Genomic DNA, 19,436 nt, shown 5'->3' on the forward strand with positions numbered 1-19,436 from the left:
CGGATTTCTTCAGACACAATATGCCTTCCTCCGCTCCGCCCACTACCATCCAGGACCTGCCACCCACCTGGGCGCGGTTTTGTCTGGGCATTGAGCGGTTTCTCCTTCACGACCTCGTCCTTCCCCTTCGCCATCGCCACCTGTTGCTGGCCTGCTCCGCCGGGAGCGATTCCACGGCCCTGCTGTTGATCCTGCATTGTCTGGCCCCTCGCCTGGGGCTCACGATCAACGTCGCCCACCTGGACCATGGGCTGCGTCCGGAATCCACCCAAGAGACGGGCCATGTCGCGGAGCTCTGCCGACGTCTCGGCGTCCGGATCACGGTGGGAAGAAGCAATGTCGCCCGGTACGCCCGGATTACCGGAACCGGCCTGGAGGAAGCCGGACGCACCCTGCGCTATCGCTTTCTCTTCGGGGTGCGGCGGAAACTCAACGCTGACATGCTGCTCACCGCCCACCATGCCGACGACTTGGCCGAGGATGTGCTGATGCGCCTGGTCCGTGGGACAGGGTGGCCGGGATTGGCCGGAATGCCATGCTGGGATTCAGCGCGCTTGCTTCTACGCCCACTGCTCTACACACCCAAGCAGGATCTCCGGGATTTTTTAAACGACACCGGAGTGTCTTGGTCCGAAGACGTCAGCAACGCGGACCCGAACCACACCCGCAACCGTATTCGCAATGACCTTATCCCCCTGGTGCTCCTTGAGAACCCCCGGTTCCTGGAGGCCATCACCCGCCTGCACCGGCAGGGAGAACTGGACAGCGACCTCTTTGCATCCCTGATCACCCCCCTGGTCCCACAGGTTGACCAATCCGGTCGCTTTCTGGAATCCTCTTTATTGCGCACCCTGCACCCGGGGTTGCGACTGCGCCTCTACAAAGCCGTCATCGACGACCTCGGGCCAGGCCAAGCCCTGCACAACTCCCTTTTACGCCTGGACAAGGCCTGGAAAGACCGCCGAAGAGAAGCAACCCTCCAATTCCCGGGCGGCAAGACCGCCATGATCAATTCAGCGGGTATCCGCTTCGCCACGTCCCCCACATTCAGCTCACAGGAGACTTCCACCTCATGCGACTGAGCGTCAAACTCTTCCTCGGCATTTTGTTGATCGCCGTCATGGCCTCCGGGGCCACGGGCTCCTACTTTTACTATCAAGCCAGAAGCGCCATGTTGGATTCCATCCGAGATCAACTCAAGGCCACGGCCAAAATTTCCGCTATGCTCGTGGACGGCGACATTTTACAGGAGCTGACCGAGCCGGGCCAGATGATCTCGCCGGAATACCTGGAAATCCAGGAATTAATGGGCATCATCGCCCAGACCAGCCAGGAATATCTTTTCGCCTACACCATGCGCATGGAGAACGGTCAGGTGCGATTTATCGTGGATTCACCGGCCCATGACGACGATGGCGACGGGGTCATCAGCGAAGACGAGCTTCCGGAGCCCATCGGGGCCCTGTATCCCGATCCGCCTATGGAGCTCTTGCAGGGATTCGTGCGGCCTTCCAGCGATGAACGTCCGCATTACGACCAGTGGGGCGCGTCCATGTCCGGTTACGCCCCGATTCACGACTCCGCGGGGCGACCCGTGGCCCTGCTCGGCATCGACATGACCGTGGCAACCGTGGAGGGCAAACTGGCGGCCATCCGCCAAGCCGGCTTGATCTCGCTGTTCATCGCTTTGGTCGTGGCCCTGGGCATGAGTTGGTACTTCAGTCGCAGCATTTTTCGTCCTTTGGGCAAGCTGCAACAGGCCTTGGGCAAAGTCGGCGAAGGTGACTATTCCCAACGTCTGGATGAGTCGGGACCAAAAGAAATCGTCGCTTCAGCGCGGAGTTACAACGCCATGGTCACGGAATTGCGCGAAAAGGCTCTGATGAAAAACAGCCTGGGCAAAATCCTCGGGACCGAGGCGATGGAGCACCTGTTGAAGAACCGTCTTGAGCTGGGCGGTGAAATGCACAACGCCACGCTGTTGGTGTGCGACCTGCGCGGTTTTTCCCGGTTGTGTCAGAAACTCCCCCCCAAGTTACTGGTGGGACTTCTCAACGACTACCTCACGGCCATGGTCGAGGTGATTCAGCGTCACGGCGGCATTGTGGACAAGTTCGTCGGGGACATGGTCCTGGCGGTTTTCGGACATCCCGTTCCCCTGGAAAAGGAACAGCGCGTGGCCTTGAGCGCGGCCAAAGCCATGGTCGCCCGGTGCGACGAGTTGAACGAGCAATTGCGGCTGGGCCCGGAACTGCGCCTGCGTAATTCCATCGGCCTACATTCCGGCCCGGTCCTGGCCGGAATCATCGGCAGCCCGGAAAGGATGGAGTACACGGTCATGGGCCATTCCGTGAACGTGGCCAGCAGGATCGAGCGACTAACGAGACCACTGTACGTCCGGATCGCCGCGAGCATGGACTTCACGCTCAACCATGGCCAAGGCCACGGGCTGGCTTCAGTCGGAACGCAATCTTTGCCGGGGATGGACGCGGAGATGGAAATATACGTCCTCCGAGGTGGGGGCGAGGAGCCCAGTTCCGGGTGAAGACCAACCGGCAAGCGCGATGGAGAAAAATGAAAAAGCGGCGGCTCCCATGATATCATGAGAGCCGCCGCTTTTTTATGATCGCGGATGTGGGCGCGTTCCGTACATTCAGCCCGTTGGCTGCCCGCTCTCAAGAACTCCGGGAGTCATATTCGCCAACTCGTCCCGGATGCGCTCCATCAGCTCGGCATCCTCCGGTTCCAATTCCAGAACCCGCTCAAAATGTACACGGGCCAGTTCCGGTTCCTCCAGGTAATGCTTGTAAAGCATGCCCAGATTGAAGTGCGCCCGATGATTATCGGGCTTGATTTCCACGATCCGCTCGAATTGTTCGGCGGATTCGACGTACTGTTCCATGTTGTAGTGGGCCACGCCCAAGCCGTTCAAGGCCCTGTCCAGGGAAGGATCCAGGGCGATGGAGCGCTTCCAGAAAGCCGCCGCCCGTTCCCATGATCCCATGCGCATGAACTGATCGCCAAGGGCCATCAGCGTAGGCAAATGGTTCGGTTCACTGTCCAGCCGGGCCATTAACTCGGAGATCTCATTCATGGCCATGGATGATTCCGATGGCCTGGCCTGCATGGTCAAACCCGGATTCTGCAGGCGGTAGATGATCGATCCGACAAAAATCAAAACCAGACCAAGGGCGATGACCGCCACGACCAGACGGCGTCCCTGATCATGCGGACCGAGTGTCGTGCTGCTCATTATCCAGAGCCTCCAAGTGTTGTAATCGTTGCTCCATCGTGGCCTGGCGGCGGGCTAGAAAAAAAATGTAGCCCCCCAGGCCGATCCAGACCGCCGCATTGGCGGCCAACAAATATTGTGCCGTATCCATGAGATTGCCCTTCATCCCGGAAAGAGAGGTGGGTAAAGGAATACTGTATGCATTTCCAGCGGATTCGTAAAGAAACCGCTTTTGTGAAAAAAGCAGTAAAAGGCCCAAAAAAAGGGAAGGGCATGGCCGNNCGGCCATGCCCTTCCCTTTTTAAGTTGTCGAGATGTTCCCGCAAGAACGCCTCGCACCACTCAAGTTGCTGTTTATTCCGCCGCTTCTTCCTTCTTGGCAGCCTTCTTCTTCGGCTTGGGCGGGGTGCCTTGCTCTTCGATGATCACCTTGGTCGTGGAGACGGGACGCCACGTACGTTTGTGGTGCAGGCATTTGGTGGGGCAATGGTCGCCGCATGTACCGCAGTAGACGCAGGCGAAGGCGTCGCAACTCCAAATCCCTTTTTCCTTGTCCACGGTGATGCACTGAGACGGGCACTTCCGGGCACAGGTGTTGCAAAATATGCACTTATCGATATCAATGTACAACTCGCCCCGGTTATTTTCAAAGGGCTCCCGGACTGTAAAGGGATAGAGCCGGGTGGATTTCTTGGTGAACAGGTTTTTCAGGACATTGCCTGTCATTGGCGTGACTTTGAACATGACTCGTCTCCTAACGTTCCGTGCAGCTGATGCAGGGGTCAATGGAGAGAACGACCACCGGTACGTCCGCCAGCTCGATCCCCGGCAACATGGCGGCCAGGGGCGGAATATTGGCGAAAGTGGGGGTGCGGATGCGCAGACGTTCCAGGTATTTCGTGCCATTGCCCTTGATGTAGTAGTACAGCTCGCCCCGCGGCTGTTCGACCCGGGCCACTCCTTCACCTTCAGGATTGCCCTTCACCTTGACGTTGATGGGGCCCTCGGGAAGCTTGTGCAAAGCCTGTCGGACAAGGTCGATGGACTGATGAGTCTCCCGATACCGAACTTTGCCTCGGGCATAGCTGTCGCCCTCGTACTCGACAATGGGCTCGAATTCCAGGTCGCCGAACGCCGCGAACTTCAACTGTCGCATATCCTGGGCAACGCCGCTTCCGCGCAGAGTCGGTCCGGCGGCACCCAATTCATAGGCCTGTTCCTTGGTCAGGACCCCTATGCCCACGGTTCTGGCCTTGACCGTATAGTCGTCGAGAATCGTGGATTCCAAGGCCTTGAGTTCGCTTTCCACGAGTTCCAGCTCGGAAAGAATCCAGCGAATCTGTTCCGGGGAAAGATCGTTTCTGACCCCACCCATCACGTTCACAGCCACGATGACCCGGTTGCCGGTGGTGGCTTCATTGATGTCCATGACCCGCTCACGAATCTTCCAGAGCTGATAGAACAGCGCCTCGAAGCCGAAAGCGTCGGCGAAAAGACCCAGCCACAACAGGTGCGAGTGAACACGGTGCAGTTCCGACCAGATCACGCGCAGATACTTGGCCCTGGGCGGAACCTCGATCTTCATCATCTCTTCCAGGCACTGGCAGTAGCACATGGCATGAATTTTCGAGCAAATTCCACACACACGCTCCACGACCTGGATCATGTGGTGGTAGTCCCGGATATCACAAAGCTTTTCCAGCCCGCGATGCACGTAGCCCAAGGCCGGCACGGCCTGGGTCACGATCTCGTCCTCCACTGTCAGGGACAGATGGATGGGTTCCGGGAGGACGGGGTGTTGCGGACCAAAAGGGATAATGGTCTTGGCCATAAAGTCTCCTAAGGTAATTACCAGCGATAAGGATGATTACTGGGCTTCCGATTCTTTACGAATCACGCTGTATTTGCAGAAGGGGGTTCGAGCGACTTCTTTCTCCAGGTACAGATAGTTTTCAAAATTCAGCACAAGCCCTTCAAAGCAGATGCCGAACTGGTCCTGGATTTCGTTTTCCACGAGAAAGGCCGCGAACAGAATGTCGGAGATGGACAGCGCGGGCTGAGCCTTGGGCTGTTTGAGACGATAGTGGACCATCTCCAGATCGCGGTCAAAAGCGTAGATCAGGTCGACGTGATCCTCGTCCAGGTCGACGCAGGTCATGGTCACGAAACGATATCCGTCAGCCTTCAGCTTGAGCACCTCGCCTTTCAGAGCGTCGCCGGCAATATCGGTCGCCGGAAGGATACCGACGATTTTTTCTTTGTCTTTGGTTTGAGCTTCAGCCATATTCCAACTCCTTACGACTTGGCGGCGAACAATTCCAGCGCTTTGACCACGCCGTCGATGATCGCTTCAGGTTTGGCCGGACAGCCTGGGACGTAGACATCCACCGGAATGACTTTGTCCACGCCGCCGACAACGTTCGGCGCTTCACGCATCACCCCGCCGGTCAGACCGCAGGCCCCGATGGCAATGACGGCCCGGGGCTTGGGCATCTGATCGTAGAGGTTTTTGAGCACCTTTTTGTTGCGGTGATTCACCGTGCCGGTAACCAGCAACACGTCCGCGTGCTTGGGGTTGCCGATATTGATGATTCCGAAACGCTCCACGTCATAGACGGGAGTGAGCACTGCCAGTGTCTCAATGTCGCACCCATTGCAACTTCCGCAGTCGAAGTGCATGACCCAGGGGGACTTGATCCGAGATGATTGGATAAAATTGGATATGAAGTTCATAGTGTCTACCCGTAATACAGCCAAAGCAGGTTAATCAGGGAAAACGTAATGCCTGTTATCCAGGCGGTCCCAAGCATCCAACGCCACGTCATCCGCGAAGTGGTATTGTCGACCAGAATTTCCACGAAATAGGTGATGCCCAGGAGCAGCACCAAGCCGACGACGCTGGTGGACCAGAACAGGGAAAGCAGGCCCAGGATCAGGACGATCTCGAACCAATGGGCGATCTCCACGATGGCCAGATACGGACCTGAGTATTCAGTGTACACGCCTCGGACGATTTCCTGGTGCGCATGGTGCGACGCGGAAATGTCGAAGGGGGACTTGCGCAGCTTGATGGTCAGCGCGATGCCGAGGACCAGGAACAGCAAGGGCAGTTTGAACAACAACGGCTGCTCCATGGCGTACACGGCCTCGATTTTGAAGCTGCCGGTGGTCAGGAAAATGCCGACGATGACCAGGATCAACAACGGCTCATACGCGATGATCTGGAGCAGTTCCCGGTGTGCGCCGATCTGGCTGTACGGCGATGGAACCGTCATCGCGCCGATCACCAGAAATACCGACCCCACGGCCTGGACGAAGAAGATCAGTAACAGGTCCGCCTGGAGAAAAAACAGAACCACGGACGTCACGGCTCCGGCCAGATACAGCAGAGAGCAGAAGGCCAGCCAATGGTTGGCGAGCATGGGCTCCTTGCCCAGCAGCTTCGCGATGTCGTAAAACGGCTGCAAAATAGGAGGTCCAATCCGAGACTGCAACCGAGCCGTGACCCTTCTGTCCACGCCGGTGAGCACGCCGACGGCCAGGGGCGCCAAGAAAAGTCCCGCGATCAATGCCAGAAAAACTTGAACGCTTGTCATGTTAGAGACCCCCTCCGAGCATCAGGAGAATCAGCACCATGGCCGTGGTGTTCACCCAGCGGTTGATGGTGCTTTCGCCGAAAATCTTCTCCAGGTAGTAGTTGGATGTTGCCGGCAAGATGGATTGGCGCAAGGGACCGATATACTCGTTCTCATTATCCGGGGATTGGGCGCCGGACAGATACGGACCGGTGGGCTTGACCTTGCCGGCGACCTTGTAAAAGTAGATGGCCGCGAACAATCCCAGGGCCGCTACGAGAAACAACGGAATGACCGGGAAGGAGCCGCGTTCCATGACCAGAATGCCCCAGGAGGTCCCGGGGACCGCTTCCGGCATGGCCAACGGAAGAATGGAAATAGCCGGATAGATCAGCGAGTTATAGATTGCCGGGGCGTAGAAGGAAAGCAGCAACGCGCCGAGGATGAGTCCGAACAGCGGCAGCCGCGTCATCGCGGGCTGCGACTCTGCGTAGATCCGTCCCTTGAAGGGATAGGTCATGAACAGACCGGCCCAGCGCGCCCAGTAGAGCACGGTCACGGCGCTACCCAGGGCCAGGATGATCACCAGAACGATGTTGTGGGCCGAAGCCTCGATGGCCATCCACTTGCCCAGGAGCATGCCGAAGGGCGGCAGGATCATGGTCAGGGCGCCCAGCACCGCGATGAGCGCGGTCACCGGCATGACGGCGTACAGCCCGCGCATGTCCTCGATATCGCGGCTGGCGATGCGCTGCTCAATGGTCCCCACGCACAGAAAGAGCAGGGCCTTGGTTACGGCGTGAAACATGATCAGGAACATTCCCGCCGCGATGGCGGCCGGGGTGCCCACGCCTGCGCAGGCGATGATCAAACCCAGGTTGCTCACCGTGGAGTAGGCCAGGATTTTCTTGCCGTTGGACTGGCTGATGGCCAGGGCCGCGGCAGCCAGGAAGGTAAAGGCGCCGACAAGGGCCACGGTCGTGGAAAAGAACGTTCCGGAATAGGCAGGTGAAAAGCGCAGGAACAAATACACGCCGGCCTTGACCATGGTCGCGGAGTGCAACAGGGCCGAAGTCGGGGTGGGAGCGACCATGGCGCCGAGCAGCCAGCTCTGGAACGGAAGCTGGGCGGCCTTGGTCAGTCCGGCGAAGCACAGCAATCCGATGGGCAGCAGCAGGAAAGCGGCCTCGGGGGTCATGGCCAGAATCTGCTGAATGTTGACCGTACCCAGATCCAGGGAGATCCAGAGCAGGCCGATCAGCAGAGCCAAGCCGCCAAGACTGTTGATCCACAACGCCCGGAGGGAGTTGGCCTTGGCTTCATCAGTGAGGTCGTGCCGGATCAGCAGAAATGAACACAGCGTGGTGACTTCAAAGAAAAAATAGAAATTTCCAAGATCGTTGGTCAGAACCAATCCGTTCATCGCCCCGAGAAACAGAACCATGACGGCGAAAAACTGCGGCTGACGTGAAGTGGTCAGGTGCAGGTGTTCTTCGTGATTCTTCATGTAGGGCAGAGCGTGAATGACGATGACCGAACCAACGACGCTGACCACGAAAACCATCAGCTTGGCCAGGGGATCGACGAGAAACATGGCTTGCCCGGTGGCCTCGGCCGGGGAAACCAGCTTGAAGACGGCCAAAAGCACGATCTGTGCTCCGGCGAGATAGATGATCAGCCGGTGTTTCGCGCTGAGACCTACCGCTAAGATGATGAACAACACCACGAAATCCAGAAGCACGATCAACGGCTGCGGGTTGATGCCCAGCAGCGTCGACGAAAAGGCGACCGTTTCGTGGGAAAACAAGGCCAGCGAGGAACCCGTCAAGAGAACCGCGGTAGCCAAAACCAAAACCATGCGCAGGGAATCGTTCCGTAGCGCGTAGAGCCCCAGAGCGGCAATGAATGGGACCACTACCAGGATAAACAGGAGGGTATCAGGCATACCTTCTCCAATAGGATAAAAGGGTTAGACAAATTCCTTGGGCTCCAAGTGCTTCGCTGGCCCACAGGTTTCCTCAGTGTCACCTCATCAAAATCTTACGGAACCCTATGCCGGATGGCCATGTTTCCGTCAACCCCAAACCGAATTCTCTGCGGATATGTATATTATTTTCCAGATTGTATAATTTACAATCTACTTATTAATCAAATTGATTCATCAATCTATCTTTTCTGAACTTGCCTTTTCCTGCCTGACGGCGCACAACCACGGCAACTACCCCCCATGGAGGACTTCGTCGTTGTTTAACCCGTTCAACCGCCTGGACTATTCCCCCGAACATCTGCGTCACGGGCTGAAAACCGGCCTGGCGGCGGTCCTGGCATATGCCGTGGTTCATGCTTTCCGTTTGGAATATGGCTTTTGGGGCGTGCTCTCCGCGGTGATCGTCATGCAAGTCAACGTAGCCGATTCGCTGCGGATGTGCTGGTATCGTCTGACCGGGACCGTGATGGGCGCGGCCATCGGCATTCTCACTCTGCTGGCCTTGCCCGGCCCCGGTTGGCCCATGGCTTTGGGCCTGTTTCTTTCAGTGGGCTTTTGCGCCTATATGACCCGGTACAATCCCCGCTTCATGATGGCCGCGATCACCGTGGTGATCATCGTGGTCGCCGGAAGTGAGGAAGAGCACCGCATCCTGTTCGGCCTGCACCGAATCCTGGAAATCGGTATCGGTGTCGGGAGCGCCTTTCTGGTCACGGTCCTGATCTGGCCTCGTCGAGCTGGAAGCACGTTGCGCGAACAACTGCGCACCCAGTTCGCCGAGGCCGCCCGATGCCATGAGATACTGGTGGAAGCGTTTCTCTCCAAGCAGACCACCGTGGATCCGAGCCTTCTGGCGAACCTGTGCGCCGCCTCTCGGCAGGCCAGGGAACTCTTGACCAAGGCGTTACGTCATGAACGGCTGGTATCTTCCGAGGATCTGGACACGCTCAGCCGCCGCGTGACGGCCCTGGAGAACTGCGTGGAGCAGATGCGGACCATGCTTCGCGTGCTCAACGATGTTGACGAGGGGGAAGGCTACGATATCATCATGGCCGCCCAGGTTCGAAACCTGGCCCAGGCCGCCGGCGATGTCATGGTTGCCATAGGCGAAGGACGGAAAGTCGTCCTGAACGATCTGAAGAAGGCGGTGGAAAGCTTTGAAGCCCGCCTGGAGGAGTTGCGGGCCGCCGGGGTGACCAAACGCTTCAACCTGCACAAGCTGCTGCAGGTCTTTTCCTTTCTGCATGCCATGGAGTCCATGGCCAAGGGGCTTTTGAAGACCAGCGGCGTCCGAAGTTGATCCGGTGTTCTCCGCTTGACGTCGGCGCGCCGAATCAGGCCCTCTGCCCGGCAACGAATCCTGACGACCAGGCCCACTGCAGGTTGTATCCGCCCAAGCGTCCGGTCACGTCCAGAACTTCACCGATAAAATAAAGTCCCGGCACGGCCTTGGCTTCCATGGTTTTGGAGGAAACCCCGTCCGTGTCCACGCCGCCCAAGGTCGCCTCGGCTTTGTCCAAGCCTTCCGGTCCAGACGGAAGAAACGGAAAAGCGTGAATCGTCCGTTCCAAAACCAGACGCTGTTTTTTCGGCAGGTTGCCCGCCTGGCCGGACCAGCCGTGACGGCGGCACAACAGTTCCGCCAATCTGGCCGGCAAGGCCGCGGCCAGAGCGTTGCGGATCTCACGACGGGGCGATTGGGCGAGCATTTCGCCGATGTCCCGTCCCGGAAGCAGGTCGATTGCCAGATGTCGCCCCGGCACCCAGTACAGCGAAGCGTCCAGGATCGCGGGACCGGAGATGCCCCGGTGCGTGAACAAGAGGGCGTCTTCAATGCTATCGGGAACTCGAGCCCCTTCCACGACAACCCGAACAGGAAGAGAAATGCCGCTCAATTCCCGACAAAACCCGACCAGGTCCTCCGAGGCCCGCAAGGGAACCAGGCCTGGACGCGCCGGAAAAACCCGCAAGCCGAACTGCTCGGCCAGGCGTAGGCCGAAGTCCGTGGCCCCGATCCGCGGCCAAGCCGGCCCGCCGGTGGCCACTACCAGGGAACGTGAAGCATAGGATCGTGTCCGGCAATGGACATGAAACCCGTTGTCCGTCGCCGAGACCTCGCGGATGGATTCGCCCAGGGCCAAGGAAACTCCGACCTCCTCGGCCTCGCGCAGCAAGGCGGCGACAACCGCCGCCGCGCCGGGCACGCAGAACAGTCGTCCATGATCGGCTTCCACCGCCTCCACCCCGTGCGCGGCCAGAAAGGCCAAGAAACGTTTCGGGGGGTCCTGAGCCAACGCGGACTTCACGAAATGTGGGTTGGCGCAAACATAGTCCTCGGCCCGCACCCGGCGATTGGTCACGTTGCAGCGTCCCCCGCCGGAAATACGCACCTTGCGACCAGGGCGATCCGCATGGTCCACAACCACGACCCTTCGGCCCCGCTTGGCGCACTGGGCCGCGCAGACCAATCCGGAGGCCCCGGCGCCCAGAACCACGACATCGCAATGGGTCATGACGGTGCGACGGCAAACAATGAGCGGATTACTATTCTCCCAGAATGGTCATGCTGGTCACCCGTTCCACAAGCAGGCCCTGGGGTCTGATCAAGGTGGGGAGTTCCGCTCCGGGGGTCAGGGTGGTGATCACTGTGCGCCCCAGAACCCATCGCCCGGGCGTACTGACCCGCGGCCCCCTGGCTCCTGGCTCCTCAATCCGCAGCCCCCAGATGGAATGCAGGACGACCGGTCGCCCCGAGGCCGGATCCGGGCCGAGGTAGAGCATCACGTGACCAGGCAGATTCACGATGGTAAGCAACGGGACACCGTGTTCAAGGATGCGCCGCTCCTTTTGCGCCGCGTCCAGGTCACTCAAATCAACGACCCGCCCCGCCTGGGCCTGAGCCCGGGAATTCCTGGGCATGGCGATCCCGAACAGGGCCTGGAGGTCCTGGACCAGGGCCGAGCAATCCCGGTTTTCATACATTCCGCCCCAACCGTAGGGCTGGCCCAAAAGCCCGTCCAGCACACGGACATATCCGTCCACGGTCGGAGGCAATGGCCAGGGCTCGGCTCCCTGCTCCGAAAGAAACGCGGTATGCGACTCGGCCCATCCATCCGCCCGGCGTTGCGGCGTGAGCACCGCGACCATGCCCGCCGGAGCGGGAGCGTCGGAGCGCGGCAAGAGCATGCCCACCCGTCCGTGCAGGGCGTACATGCCCTGCGGGGTCCGCGCCACCTCGTGGTCACGGGTCACCGCGATCAGGTCCGCGCCGCGAAACGCTTCCATGAAGGACGCGTCCACCCAGGCCACTTCCCAGGGACGCACCCAGCCGGAAACATGCGGTGCCGTCACCAGATACCAGGCCCCGTCCGCGGAGGCGTGGACCACCCGCACCGGAGTTCCCGCCGGGATCAGGGAATTCTGGAGCATGTCGAAGGGAAAACCTTGCCCCGCTGAAGCGGGATCATTGAAGAGCGGAGCAAAAGAGGGCAAAACGCGCAGCGAAGTCGGCCCGACGGTCACCGCCGGATGCACCAGCGAAGGAAAAAGTTCCGGCGCACTGCGGCGAGTCATTTCCTCCAGCCAGCCCGCCGGAACGGGCAGCAGGTTTTCCCCGTACACTTCCCTGTCCTGGTAGTGCCGCAACCCCCAGAACAGATCCAGGCCGCCCGCCGATTCTTCGTTCCAGTCATCCCAGGGCGCGAAGAATCGAGCCAGAAAATCGGCTGCCAAGTGTTGCTGATCTTGCGCGGAAAGCAGCGGTTCCGACTCTCCGAGGCTCGGTACGTACCAACCGGTCTTCTGAGGCAGCAAGCGCAGATCCGACACCTCCCCCGGTGGAGGGAACTTGGGTGCGCAGGCGGAAAGCAAAAGCCCCAGAAAGAGATACGCCGCGATTCGCAGAGGATGTGTGGTCATGGCTTGAGCTCCGACAAAAAGGTCGTTCCAGGATAAAAACTACGTCACGTCCCAGACCTGCCCCCCCGGCGTATCGCGGACCTCCACGCCCATTTCAGTCAACTGCCCCCGCAACGCGTCGGCTTTCTGAAAATCTTTGGCCAGCCTGGCTTCCAGACGCGCGGCAAGCAGTTCCTCGACCTGGGCGACGTCCAACTCCTTGCGCTGAATCCGCGTCTGCTTCAACCAAGCCAGCCACTGCTCCGGTTCATCCTGGAACAGGCCGGTTGCCTGGCCCCAGTTTTGTAAATCCCGCAGGATCCGCGCCCCCATGTCGCGACCGCCGCTGCTTTTGCGCAAGCCCTTGTTTTCCAGCATGCGGTTGGCCATACGCACCACGCCGAAGACATGGCCCAGGGCCCCGGCGGTGTTCAGGTCATCCTCCATGGAACGGGTCCACTCGGCTTCCAGGGTGGCCAACTCGGTCTCCAGTTCCGAAGCCAGGGCTGCATTGCTCCACTTGCTCCCTTGCGCGTGCTCCCGAAGCAGGGCCATGGTCTGATAGATGCGGTGCAAGGCCTTTTCAGCCTCTTCCATGGACTGGTACGTGAAGTCCAGAGGGCTGCGGTAATGCTTGGACAACAGGAAAAAGCGCAGCACTTCGGGCTGAAACTTGGCCAGAATATCCCGGATGGTCACGAAGTTGCCCAAGGATTTGGACATTTTCTCGGAATTGACCTGCACGAAGCCGTTGTGCACCCAGAAGCGGGCGAACTCGCCGCCCGTGGCGGCCATGGACTGGGCCATTTCGTTTTCGTGGTGCGGGAAGGTCAAATCCTGTCCGCCGCCGTGAATGTCCAGGGGCAGGCCCAGCAGATGCTCGCTCATCACCGAACACTCCAGGTGCCAGCCGGGACGCCCCTGTCCCCAGGGGCTGGGCCAGGAAGGTTCTCCCGGCTTGGCGGCTTTCCATAGGGCAAAATCCAATGGATCTTCTTTGCTTTCCCCAGGCTCCACCCGGGCCCCGGATCGCAGCTCCTCGATGTTTCGTCCGGACAGCCGACCGTAACCTTCGAAGGCCCGGACGCGAAAATAAACGTCGCCCTGGTCCGTGGCATAAGCGTAACCCTTGGAAATCAGGGATTCGGACAGGCTGATCATGCCGGGGATATGTTCCGTGGCCCGCGGCTCAAAGTCCGCCCGGAGGATTCCCAGGCGGTCCATGTCCTCGTAGAACGCGGCGATATACTTCTCGGCCACCTCCGAGGAGCCGATGCCCTCGGCCGCGGCCCGGTTGATGATCTTGTCGTCGATGTCCGTGAAGTTGCGGACAAAGGTGACCTTCCAGCCCTTGTAGCGCAGATAGCGGACCAGAACGTCGAAGACCACGGCGGACCTGGCATGCCCGATATGACAGTAATCGTACGCCGTGATCCCGCAAACGTACAAGCGGGCATGATCGTCCCGCAACGGTTGAAATTCTTCCTTCTTTCCGTGCAAACTGTTGTAGAGGAGCATAGCGACTCACATTGTCTCGACAGTGTTTGTTATCTAACTCATTTACTTCGAATCGAGGCGCCGCATGGCCGTGACCACGGCCATGGCCTTGATGCCCTGCTTCGCGCCGGTGAATCCCAGCCCTTCTTCGGTACTGGCCTTGACCCCGACCCGTGAGTAGTCCAGGCCAAGCAGCCGGGCGACATTGCGGCGGATTTCCTCGCGCCGGGGGGCGACCTTGGGAACCTGGGCAACGACGGTCAGGTCCACGTGGGTCAGGACCAGCCCTTCCCCTTGGGCCAATTCCAGAACCTCAGACACCAGTACGGCGCTGTCGATGCCCTCGAACCGCGCATCCGAATCCGGAAAGAGTTCTCCAATGTCGCCCTTGCCCAGACAGCCCAGCAGGGCGTCGGCCAGGGCGTGCAGGAGCACGTCGCCGTCCGAGTGGGCGATGATCTCCGGAGCACCGGGAAAAGGCACGCCGCCCAGCTTCAACGGACGGCCCGGGCCAAAGCGATGGACATCGTAGCCAAAGCCCACGCAGGGAATGGAAGTGCTCATCTCGACGGATTCCTTGAGCAGGTTGAGATCATCCGGGTTGGTAATCTTGATGTTGTCGGGGTCTCCGGGAATCACGCGCACGCCCCTCCCCAGCCGCTCCACCAGGGAGGCGTCGTCCGTCACCGTCCATTGCTCTTGCAGGCAGCGTCGGTGGGCCTCTTCAAGGACCGCGCGGTCAAAAACCTGTGGGGTTTGCACCGCCCGCAGGACGGCCCGGTCCAAGGTGGCCGACACCCGCCCCTGGCTGACCTGCTTGACGGTATCAGTTACGGGAAGGCCGGGAATCACTCCGACTACGGCTTCGTCGCCGACGTCGGACGATTCTTTTTCCCGCAATGCGGCCACCAAAGTCGTGACCAGGGCCGTGACCAGGGCCGGACGGACAAAGGGCCGGGCCGCGTCGTGGATCAGCACGACCTCGCTTTCCCGCGGAACCGCGGCCAGACCGAGCCGGACCGAATCCTGCCGCAACGCCCCCCCCTGGGCCGTCAGCACGGGAATCCCCGGCCGCTCCGCATCCACGAGCCGCCGGACCCACTCCTCCCCCACGGCCAATTCTTCGGCCGGAAACACCACGACCACCCCGTACAGATCCGGTATTTGCGCGAAAACCCGAACACCGTGCCAGAACAAGGGCACGCCCCGCCAAAGCAAAAACTGCTTCCTGGTCCCCACCCCGGCCCGCTCCAAACGGGAGCTTTGACCGGCGGCCAGCACCACGGCCCAGGGACGACGCAAGGAAGATTTCATGGATAAAACAGAAGTGGGGGTCATGGAAGCATTTGGTGTGAAAACGCGGGAGTCGGGCGATAAGCCGGGTTCTGTCTCCCCGCGCCCACTTTGTCCTGGCAAAGCATCATGACCCGACGATCCATCAGGACAAAGTGAGCGCGGGGCGATTGTCATTCCTCTAGGACCGGAATTGCTTCCGGCCTCCAGCAACCTACCCGAGGACTTCGACCGGGCCGGCCTCAAGCGTCCTCCTATTTGGTCTTGCTCCGAACGGGGTTTGCCGAGCTTGCCGCGTCACCGCGGCAACTGGTGGGCTCTTACCCCACCGTTTCACCCTTACCCCGCGCTCACCTTGCCCTGGTCTTCCCTCAACTGATGAGAAACGTACCAAGGCAAAGTGAACGCCGGGCGGTCTGTTTTCTGTGGCACTTTCCCGGGGTCGCCCCCGCTGGACGTTATCCAGCGTCCCGCCCTATGGAGCCCGGACTTTCCTCCCGGGACGCGCCTTGCCTGAGCAAAACACGCCCCCGACGACAATCTGCCCGACTCCCGCGAAAAAGAATATAGAACAGCGCCCATCCCAGGTCAAAGAGTCTGGGTAAAACTCAAATGCAACTTTGTCCTCTTTCACGTATTTTCGGACCAAGTCGAAATCGAGATCGCAATCGTAATCGAAAGCCGTGCCGCGGGAAGTTGCCCCGGTGCTCAGAGCGATGCTTCCCGCTCACAAAGCACTGTACCAGAGGCGGCCTTCCCAGGCTGCTTTCAGTGCATTTCCAGGCCAAACCACGGACTAAGCCGCGGCTGCTTCGGTCTCCTCAACTTCGTCTTCCTTGGAAAAGTGCTCGGACCAGTAGATGATTCGCTGACAATTGGGGCAGCTCAGGATCTGCTCCCCTTTTTGCAGGACATTGTAGGTCTGCGGCGGGATGCTGATGTTGCATCCCTTACAGATTCCCTCGCCCACCGAGACCACTACGGGCTGGGACAACCGGGCCCGAATGAATTGGTAGCGGCTCAGGATCGGCTTGGGAATCACCTGTTCGGCCTCGCCGCGCAGCCCTTTCAGTGTTTCCAGGCGAACCTTGGCGGACTGAAGCTTCTGGTTGATCTGCTTCTTTTTCTGAGTGATTTCCTGCTGCAGAGCGGTCAACTCGGCCTGGGTCGAAGCCAGGGTCTCCTCCTGCCGGGCGAGTTCCTCCAGCAGGGATATCTTTTCTTCTTCCCGGACGCGGTTGGTCTTCTCCAGGTTGTCGATCTCCCGCATCATGGCCTGATGCTCCTTGGAGTTGGTGACCATCATCAGCTTGTTCTTGCTCTTCTTGATCTTCCGTCCGGAATCCTCGATATCACTGTCCAACTGGTCCCGCTGAGCGACGATCATGGCGATTTTTTCCTTCAAATGCGCCACCGCGTCCTTGAGTTCAAGAAGACGCGCCTCCATCCGTTCCATCTCCAAAGGAGCGTTTTTCAAGAACGTGTTCAACTGCATGATCTCGTCGTCGATCATTTGCAGGGCGACCAATTGCTCAATCTGTTTCAAATACAGGCTCAATGTTTTTCCCTCCTTAATTCCGATCAATATCCCGCTTTATCCGACCCGTTTCGTGCCCCGGTCTCGTCCCCGCCCGACTCCGACATATCAAGAAGACGAGGACAAAAAGTCGATTCCGGGGAAAAAAGCCACCTCCACGGCGCCGTGGGTCAGCTTGCGCCGCAATTCCTCGGAGAATACGCGCATCATACGCTCCTCCAGGGCGAAATGGCCCACGTCCACTACCAAATACCCCAGCTCACGAGCGGCCTGCGCGTCATGGTACTTGAGGTCGCCGGTCACGTAGACCTGCGCCCCGACCTTGGCGACCCGTCCAAGCAGCGATGCCCCGGACCCCGGGCAACAAGCCACCCTGTTCACCTTCTCGGGAACAATTCCGGCCAACGCTTTCGGGGGGCCAAGAAGTCTCTTGAGAGCCTCGGAAAACTCCCCCCAGAGCGTCGGTTCCGGCATATCGCCCACGAATCCGAAACCAAGAGGTTCCTTCGGCAGGTCCAACTCGTGGGAAACCACCCGAAGCGCGTCATCTTCCACGCCGGAAATCACCCCATACACCTCAAAGTCACTCCCCGGAGCGGCCACCACCTCCAAAATCCGCGCACCGAGTGCATAGACCTCGACGCCAGGACGTCCTTCAAGCTTTTGCGCGACCTGCTCAATCCGGCCCTCCGGACCCAGTATCCGAAACCATCGCCCAAGACGGCTTCCAGTCTCCTCCAGCACGGAGATGTTCTTCAATCCCAATTCCCCGGCCAGCCATCGCACCGGCCCTCGAGGCTGAACGTCCAGGCTGGTGTGCGCGGCGTACAGCCAGGCGTCATGGCGCAGCAACGCCCCGAGGACATGACGATATCCATTTGGCAGAGCAGGCAATTCCGGCTTCAAGGCCAACGGGTGATGCACAAGAATGAAGTCCGCCCCCCAGCCCAAGGCTTGGTCGATCAGTCCGGGGGTGGGATCCAACCCAACGGCCAGTTTACCGACCCGCTTCCTGCCCGCGGCTACCTGCACCCCGCTTCGATCCCAGGACGCCGCCCATTGCAGGGGAGCGGTCGCCTCGATCATGGCGATCAGTTCATGAACGTGCATGGTCAGCCCTCGCTCTGTTCATGGTTTGACGGATTTTTCGCAAAAAAAAAGACAAAAAAAAGGTGTTTCCCGGATAAACTTTTCCAAGAAACACCTCTCGTAAGAACGGCGAACAATATTTCAGCAATGCGGGTGATGTCTTCGTACGCGCCTGAGGCACCTGAATCCTCTTATGGTGGGCCTACCAGGACTTGAACCTGGGACCTGCCGGTTATGAGCCGGTGGCTCTACCAACTGAGCTATAGGCCCATTAAGAATTTGCAAAAGAGAAAACTGTTACCCTGGAGCAGGAAGTCCTGTCAAGCGTAAATTCATCACTCTTTTGGACGAACTTTCTTGACGTGCTCGATGGCGGACCTAGCGGCCAAGGCACCTTCCCCCACGGCTACGCTGATCTGCAAAAAACGACCGACGCAGTCTCCGGCCGCGAAAATCCCGGGGATGTTGGTCCGCTGCTGTTCGTCCACCTCGATGAATTGCTTGCGCATCACCAGCCCCAGGCTGACGGCGAAATCGGAAGTCCCGGCCTGGCCCATGGCGATGAACAGCCCGTCCACGGGGTCATGCTCGCCGTCCTCGTATTGCACGGAGGACAGACCGTCCTCCCCTGCCAATTTGGCGATCTTGCGCTCCGAGACCGGTATTCCGGCCTCACGCAGCTTGTCCAGAAACTCCGCCCCCATGTCCAGAGCCTTACCTTGCGTGCAAACATGGACCTTGGGCGTATAATGCAGCAGTTCCAGAGCCTGATTCGCCGCAAAATTCCCCTCGCCCAGAACCATGACCTGTTTTTGACGGAAAAAGAAGCCGTCGCAACTCACGCAATAGGAAACGCCCTTGCCTTCATAGTCGTGCAAATTCTCGATACCCGGCCGGACCCTGGCCACGCCGGTGGAGAGAATCACGGCCCAAGCCTCGTACTCGCCCTGTTCGCTCCGGACATGGTATCGACCCTGCTCTCCCAGATGAACCCCAAGGACGCGGTCGCACGCAACCTCCGTCCCGAAGCGTTGCGCCTGCCGCGTGCCGCGTTCGATCAGCTCCCTGCCGGAAATGGTTTCGTCGAAACCGAAATAGTTGTCGATGTCGTAATCCCCGGCGACTTTCGGCGCGCAACCCAGGACCACGGTCTTCATCCCGGCCCTGGCGGTGTAAATGGCCGCGGACAATCCCGCCGGTCCCTGACCAATGATCAGTACGTCAACCTCGCGCATGGCATGCTCCCTGCCCGATTGTCGGGCAAATCGTTGAAAATCGTTGATAAAACAGTCAAGGTAGAAGGGCCTGACCGAATTGTCAAAACCGCTG

18 protein-coding genes, 1 tRNA gene and 1 other RNA gene are annotated in these 19,436 nt (G+C 59.4%); 3 read left to right on the top strand and 17 right to left on the bottom strand.

Going from position 1 to position 19,436, the window contains the following annotated elements; translation table 11 throughout:
* Nucleotides 1-20: 20 nt before the first annotated feature.
* Together tilS and GY33_RS0101535 are read left to right on the top strand one after the other, a co-directional pair.
* Nucleotides 21-1,082: a tRNA lysidine(34) synthetase TilS gene (gene tilS, locus GY33_RS0101530; RefSeq protein ID WP_051822181.1), complete on the top strand. Its 1,062-nt coding sequence runs from the start codon at nt 21-23 to the stop codon at nt 1,080-1,082.
* Nucleotides 1,073-2,545 (top strand): adenylate/guanylate cyclase domain-containing protein, encoded by a 1,473-nt coding sequence (locus GY33_RS0101535; RefSeq protein WP_031385644.1) that lies wholly within the window; start codon nt 1,073-1,075, stop codon nt 2,543-2,545. Before tilS ends, GY33_RS0101535 begins: the two co-directional genes overlap by 10 nt.
* Nucleotides 2,546-2,653: 108 nt before the next feature.
* Here the strand turns inward: GY33_RS0101535 and GY33_RS0101540 are convergent, their stop codons facing one another.
* The 8 genes from GY33_RS0101540 to GY33_RS0101575 all read right to left on the bottom strand — a co-directional run bounded on the left by GY33_RS0101540 (nt 2,654) and on the right by GY33_RS0101575 (nt 8,752).
* The gene (locus tag GY33_RS0101540) at nt 2,654-3,253 is read right to left on the bottom strand and encodes a tetratricopeptide repeat protein (protein WP_031385645.1); all 600 of its coding nucleotides are present in this window, start codon (nt 3,251-3,253) and stop codon (nt 2,654-2,656) included.
* A complete protein-coding gene (locus GY33_RS20225) occupies nt 3,225-3,383 on the bottom strand; it encodes a CcmD family protein (protein WP_084184751.1) in 159 nt (52 codons plus the stop codon). Before GY33_RS20225 ends, GY33_RS0101540 begins: the two co-directional genes overlap by 29 nt.
* A 203-nt stretch (nt 3,384-3,586) precedes the next feature.
* Nucleotides 3,587-3,976 (bottom strand): 4Fe-4S binding protein, encoded by a 390-nt coding sequence (locus GY33_RS0101550; protein ID WP_031385646.1) that lies wholly within the window; start codon nt 3,974-3,976, stop codon nt 3,587-3,589.
* 10 nt (nt 3,977-3,986) lie between these two features.
* On the bottom strand, nt 3,987-5,063 hold the full coding sequence (locus GY33_RS0101555; RefSeq protein WP_031385647.1) for a hydrogenase large subunit: 1,077 nt from the start codon (nt 5,061-5,063) through the stop codon (nt 3,987-3,989).
* 36 nt (nt 5,064-5,099) lie between these two features.
* On the bottom strand, nt 5,100-5,516 hold the full coding sequence (locus GY33_RS0101560) for an NADH-quinone oxidoreductase subunit C (protein WP_051822182.1): 417 nt from the start codon (nt 5,514-5,516) through the stop codon (nt 5,100-5,102).
* An 11-nt stretch (nt 5,517-5,527) separates the two neighbouring features.
* On the bottom strand, nt 5,528-5,965 hold the full coding sequence (locus tag GY33_RS0101565; protein WP_028572006.1) for an NADH-quinone oxidoreductase subunit B family protein: 438 nt from the start codon (nt 5,963-5,965) through the stop codon (nt 5,528-5,530).
* Nucleotides 5,966-5,970: 5 nt separating this feature from the next.
* Nucleotides 5,971-6,828, bottom strand: coding sequence for a respiratory chain complex I subunit 1 family protein (locus tag GY33_RS0101570; protein ID WP_031385649.1), 858 nt, complete (start codon nt 6,826-6,828; stop codon nt 5,971-5,973).
* Between the two features lies 1 nt (nt 6,829).
* Nucleotides 6,830-8,752: an NADH-quinone oxidoreductase subunit 5 family protein gene (locus GY33_RS0101575; protein WP_031385650.1), complete on the bottom strand. Its 1,923-nt coding sequence runs from the start codon at nt 8,750-8,752 to the stop codon at nt 6,830-6,832.
* A gap of 298 nt (nt 8,753-9,050) precedes the next feature.
* On the opposite strand from GY33_RS0101575, the gene GY33_RS0101580 reads away from it, so the two are divergent.
* Nucleotides 9,051-10,094, top strand: a complete 1,044-nt coding sequence (locus tag GY33_RS0101580) for an FUSC family protein (protein WP_161788427.1) — start codon at nt 9,051-9,053, stop codon at nt 10,092-10,094.
* A gap of 34 nt (nt 10,095-10,128) precedes the next feature.
* On the opposite strand, the gene GY33_RS0101585 is transcribed toward GY33_RS0101580, so the two are convergent.
* From GY33_RS0101585 to GY33_RS0101620, 9 genes are all read right to left on the bottom strand, one after another.
* Nucleotides 10,129-11,307: a BaiN/RdsA family NAD(P)/FAD-dependent oxidoreductase gene (locus GY33_RS0101585; RefSeq protein WP_031385652.1), complete on the bottom strand. Its 1,179-nt coding sequence runs from the start codon at nt 11,305-11,307 to the stop codon at nt 10,129-10,131.
* A gap of 31 nt (nt 11,308-11,338) precedes the next feature.
* On the bottom strand, nt 11,339-12,712 hold the full coding sequence (locus GY33_RS0101590) for an SH3 domain-containing C40 family peptidase (protein WP_051822183.1): 1,374 nt from the start codon (nt 12,710-12,712) through the stop codon (nt 11,339-11,341).
* A 39-nt stretch (nt 12,713-12,751) separates the two neighbouring features.
* Nucleotides 12,752-14,209: a cysteine--tRNA ligase gene (gene cysS / locus GY33_RS0101595; protein ID WP_031385654.1), complete on the bottom strand. Its 1,458-nt coding sequence runs from the start codon at nt 14,207-14,209 to the stop codon at nt 12,752-12,754.
* Between the two features lie 42 nt (nt 14,210-14,251).
* Nucleotides 14,252-15,526, bottom strand: a complete 1,275-nt coding sequence (ispD, locus tag GY33_RS0101600) for a 2-C-methyl-D-erythritol 4-phosphate cytidylyltransferase (protein WP_235185432.1) — start codon at nt 15,524-15,526, stop codon at nt 14,252-14,254.
* Nucleotides 15,527-15,546: 20 nt separating this feature from the next.
* An RNA gene (gene rnpB, locus GY33_RS19610) (RNase P RNA component class A) lies at nt 15,547-16,034 on the bottom strand.
* Between the two features lie 243 nt (nt 16,035-16,277).
* Complete coding sequence (locus GY33_RS0101605) at nt 16,278-17,033, bottom strand: zinc ribbon domain-containing protein (protein ID WP_031385656.1); 756 nt, start codon at nt 17,031-17,033, stop codon at nt 16,278-16,280.
* Nucleotides 17,034-17,126: 93 nt separating this feature from the next.
* The gene (locus GY33_RS0101610; protein WP_031385657.1) at nt 17,127-18,128 is read right to left on the bottom strand and encodes a Nif3-like dinuclear metal center hexameric protein; all 1,002 of its coding nucleotides are present in this window, start codon (nt 18,126-18,128) and stop codon (nt 17,127-17,129) included.
* A gap of 173 nt (nt 18,129-18,301) precedes the next feature.
* Nucleotides 18,302-18,377, bottom strand: a tRNA-Ile gene (locus tag GY33_RS0101615).
* 65 nt (nt 18,378-18,442) lie between these two features.
* Complete coding sequence (locus tag GY33_RS0101620) at nt 18,443-19,342, bottom strand: NAD(P)/FAD-dependent oxidoreductase (protein WP_031385658.1); 900 nt, start codon at nt 19,340-19,342, stop codon at nt 18,443-18,445.
* Between the last annotated feature and the right edge of the window lie 94 nt (nt 19,343-19,436).

Origin of the sequence: Desulfonatronum thiodismutans (assembly GCF_000717475.1) — a bacterium.
Taxonomy (GTDB): domain Bacteria; phylum Desulfobacterota; class Desulfovibrionia; order Desulfovibrionales; family Desulfonatronaceae; genus Desulfonatronum; species Desulfonatronum thiodismutans.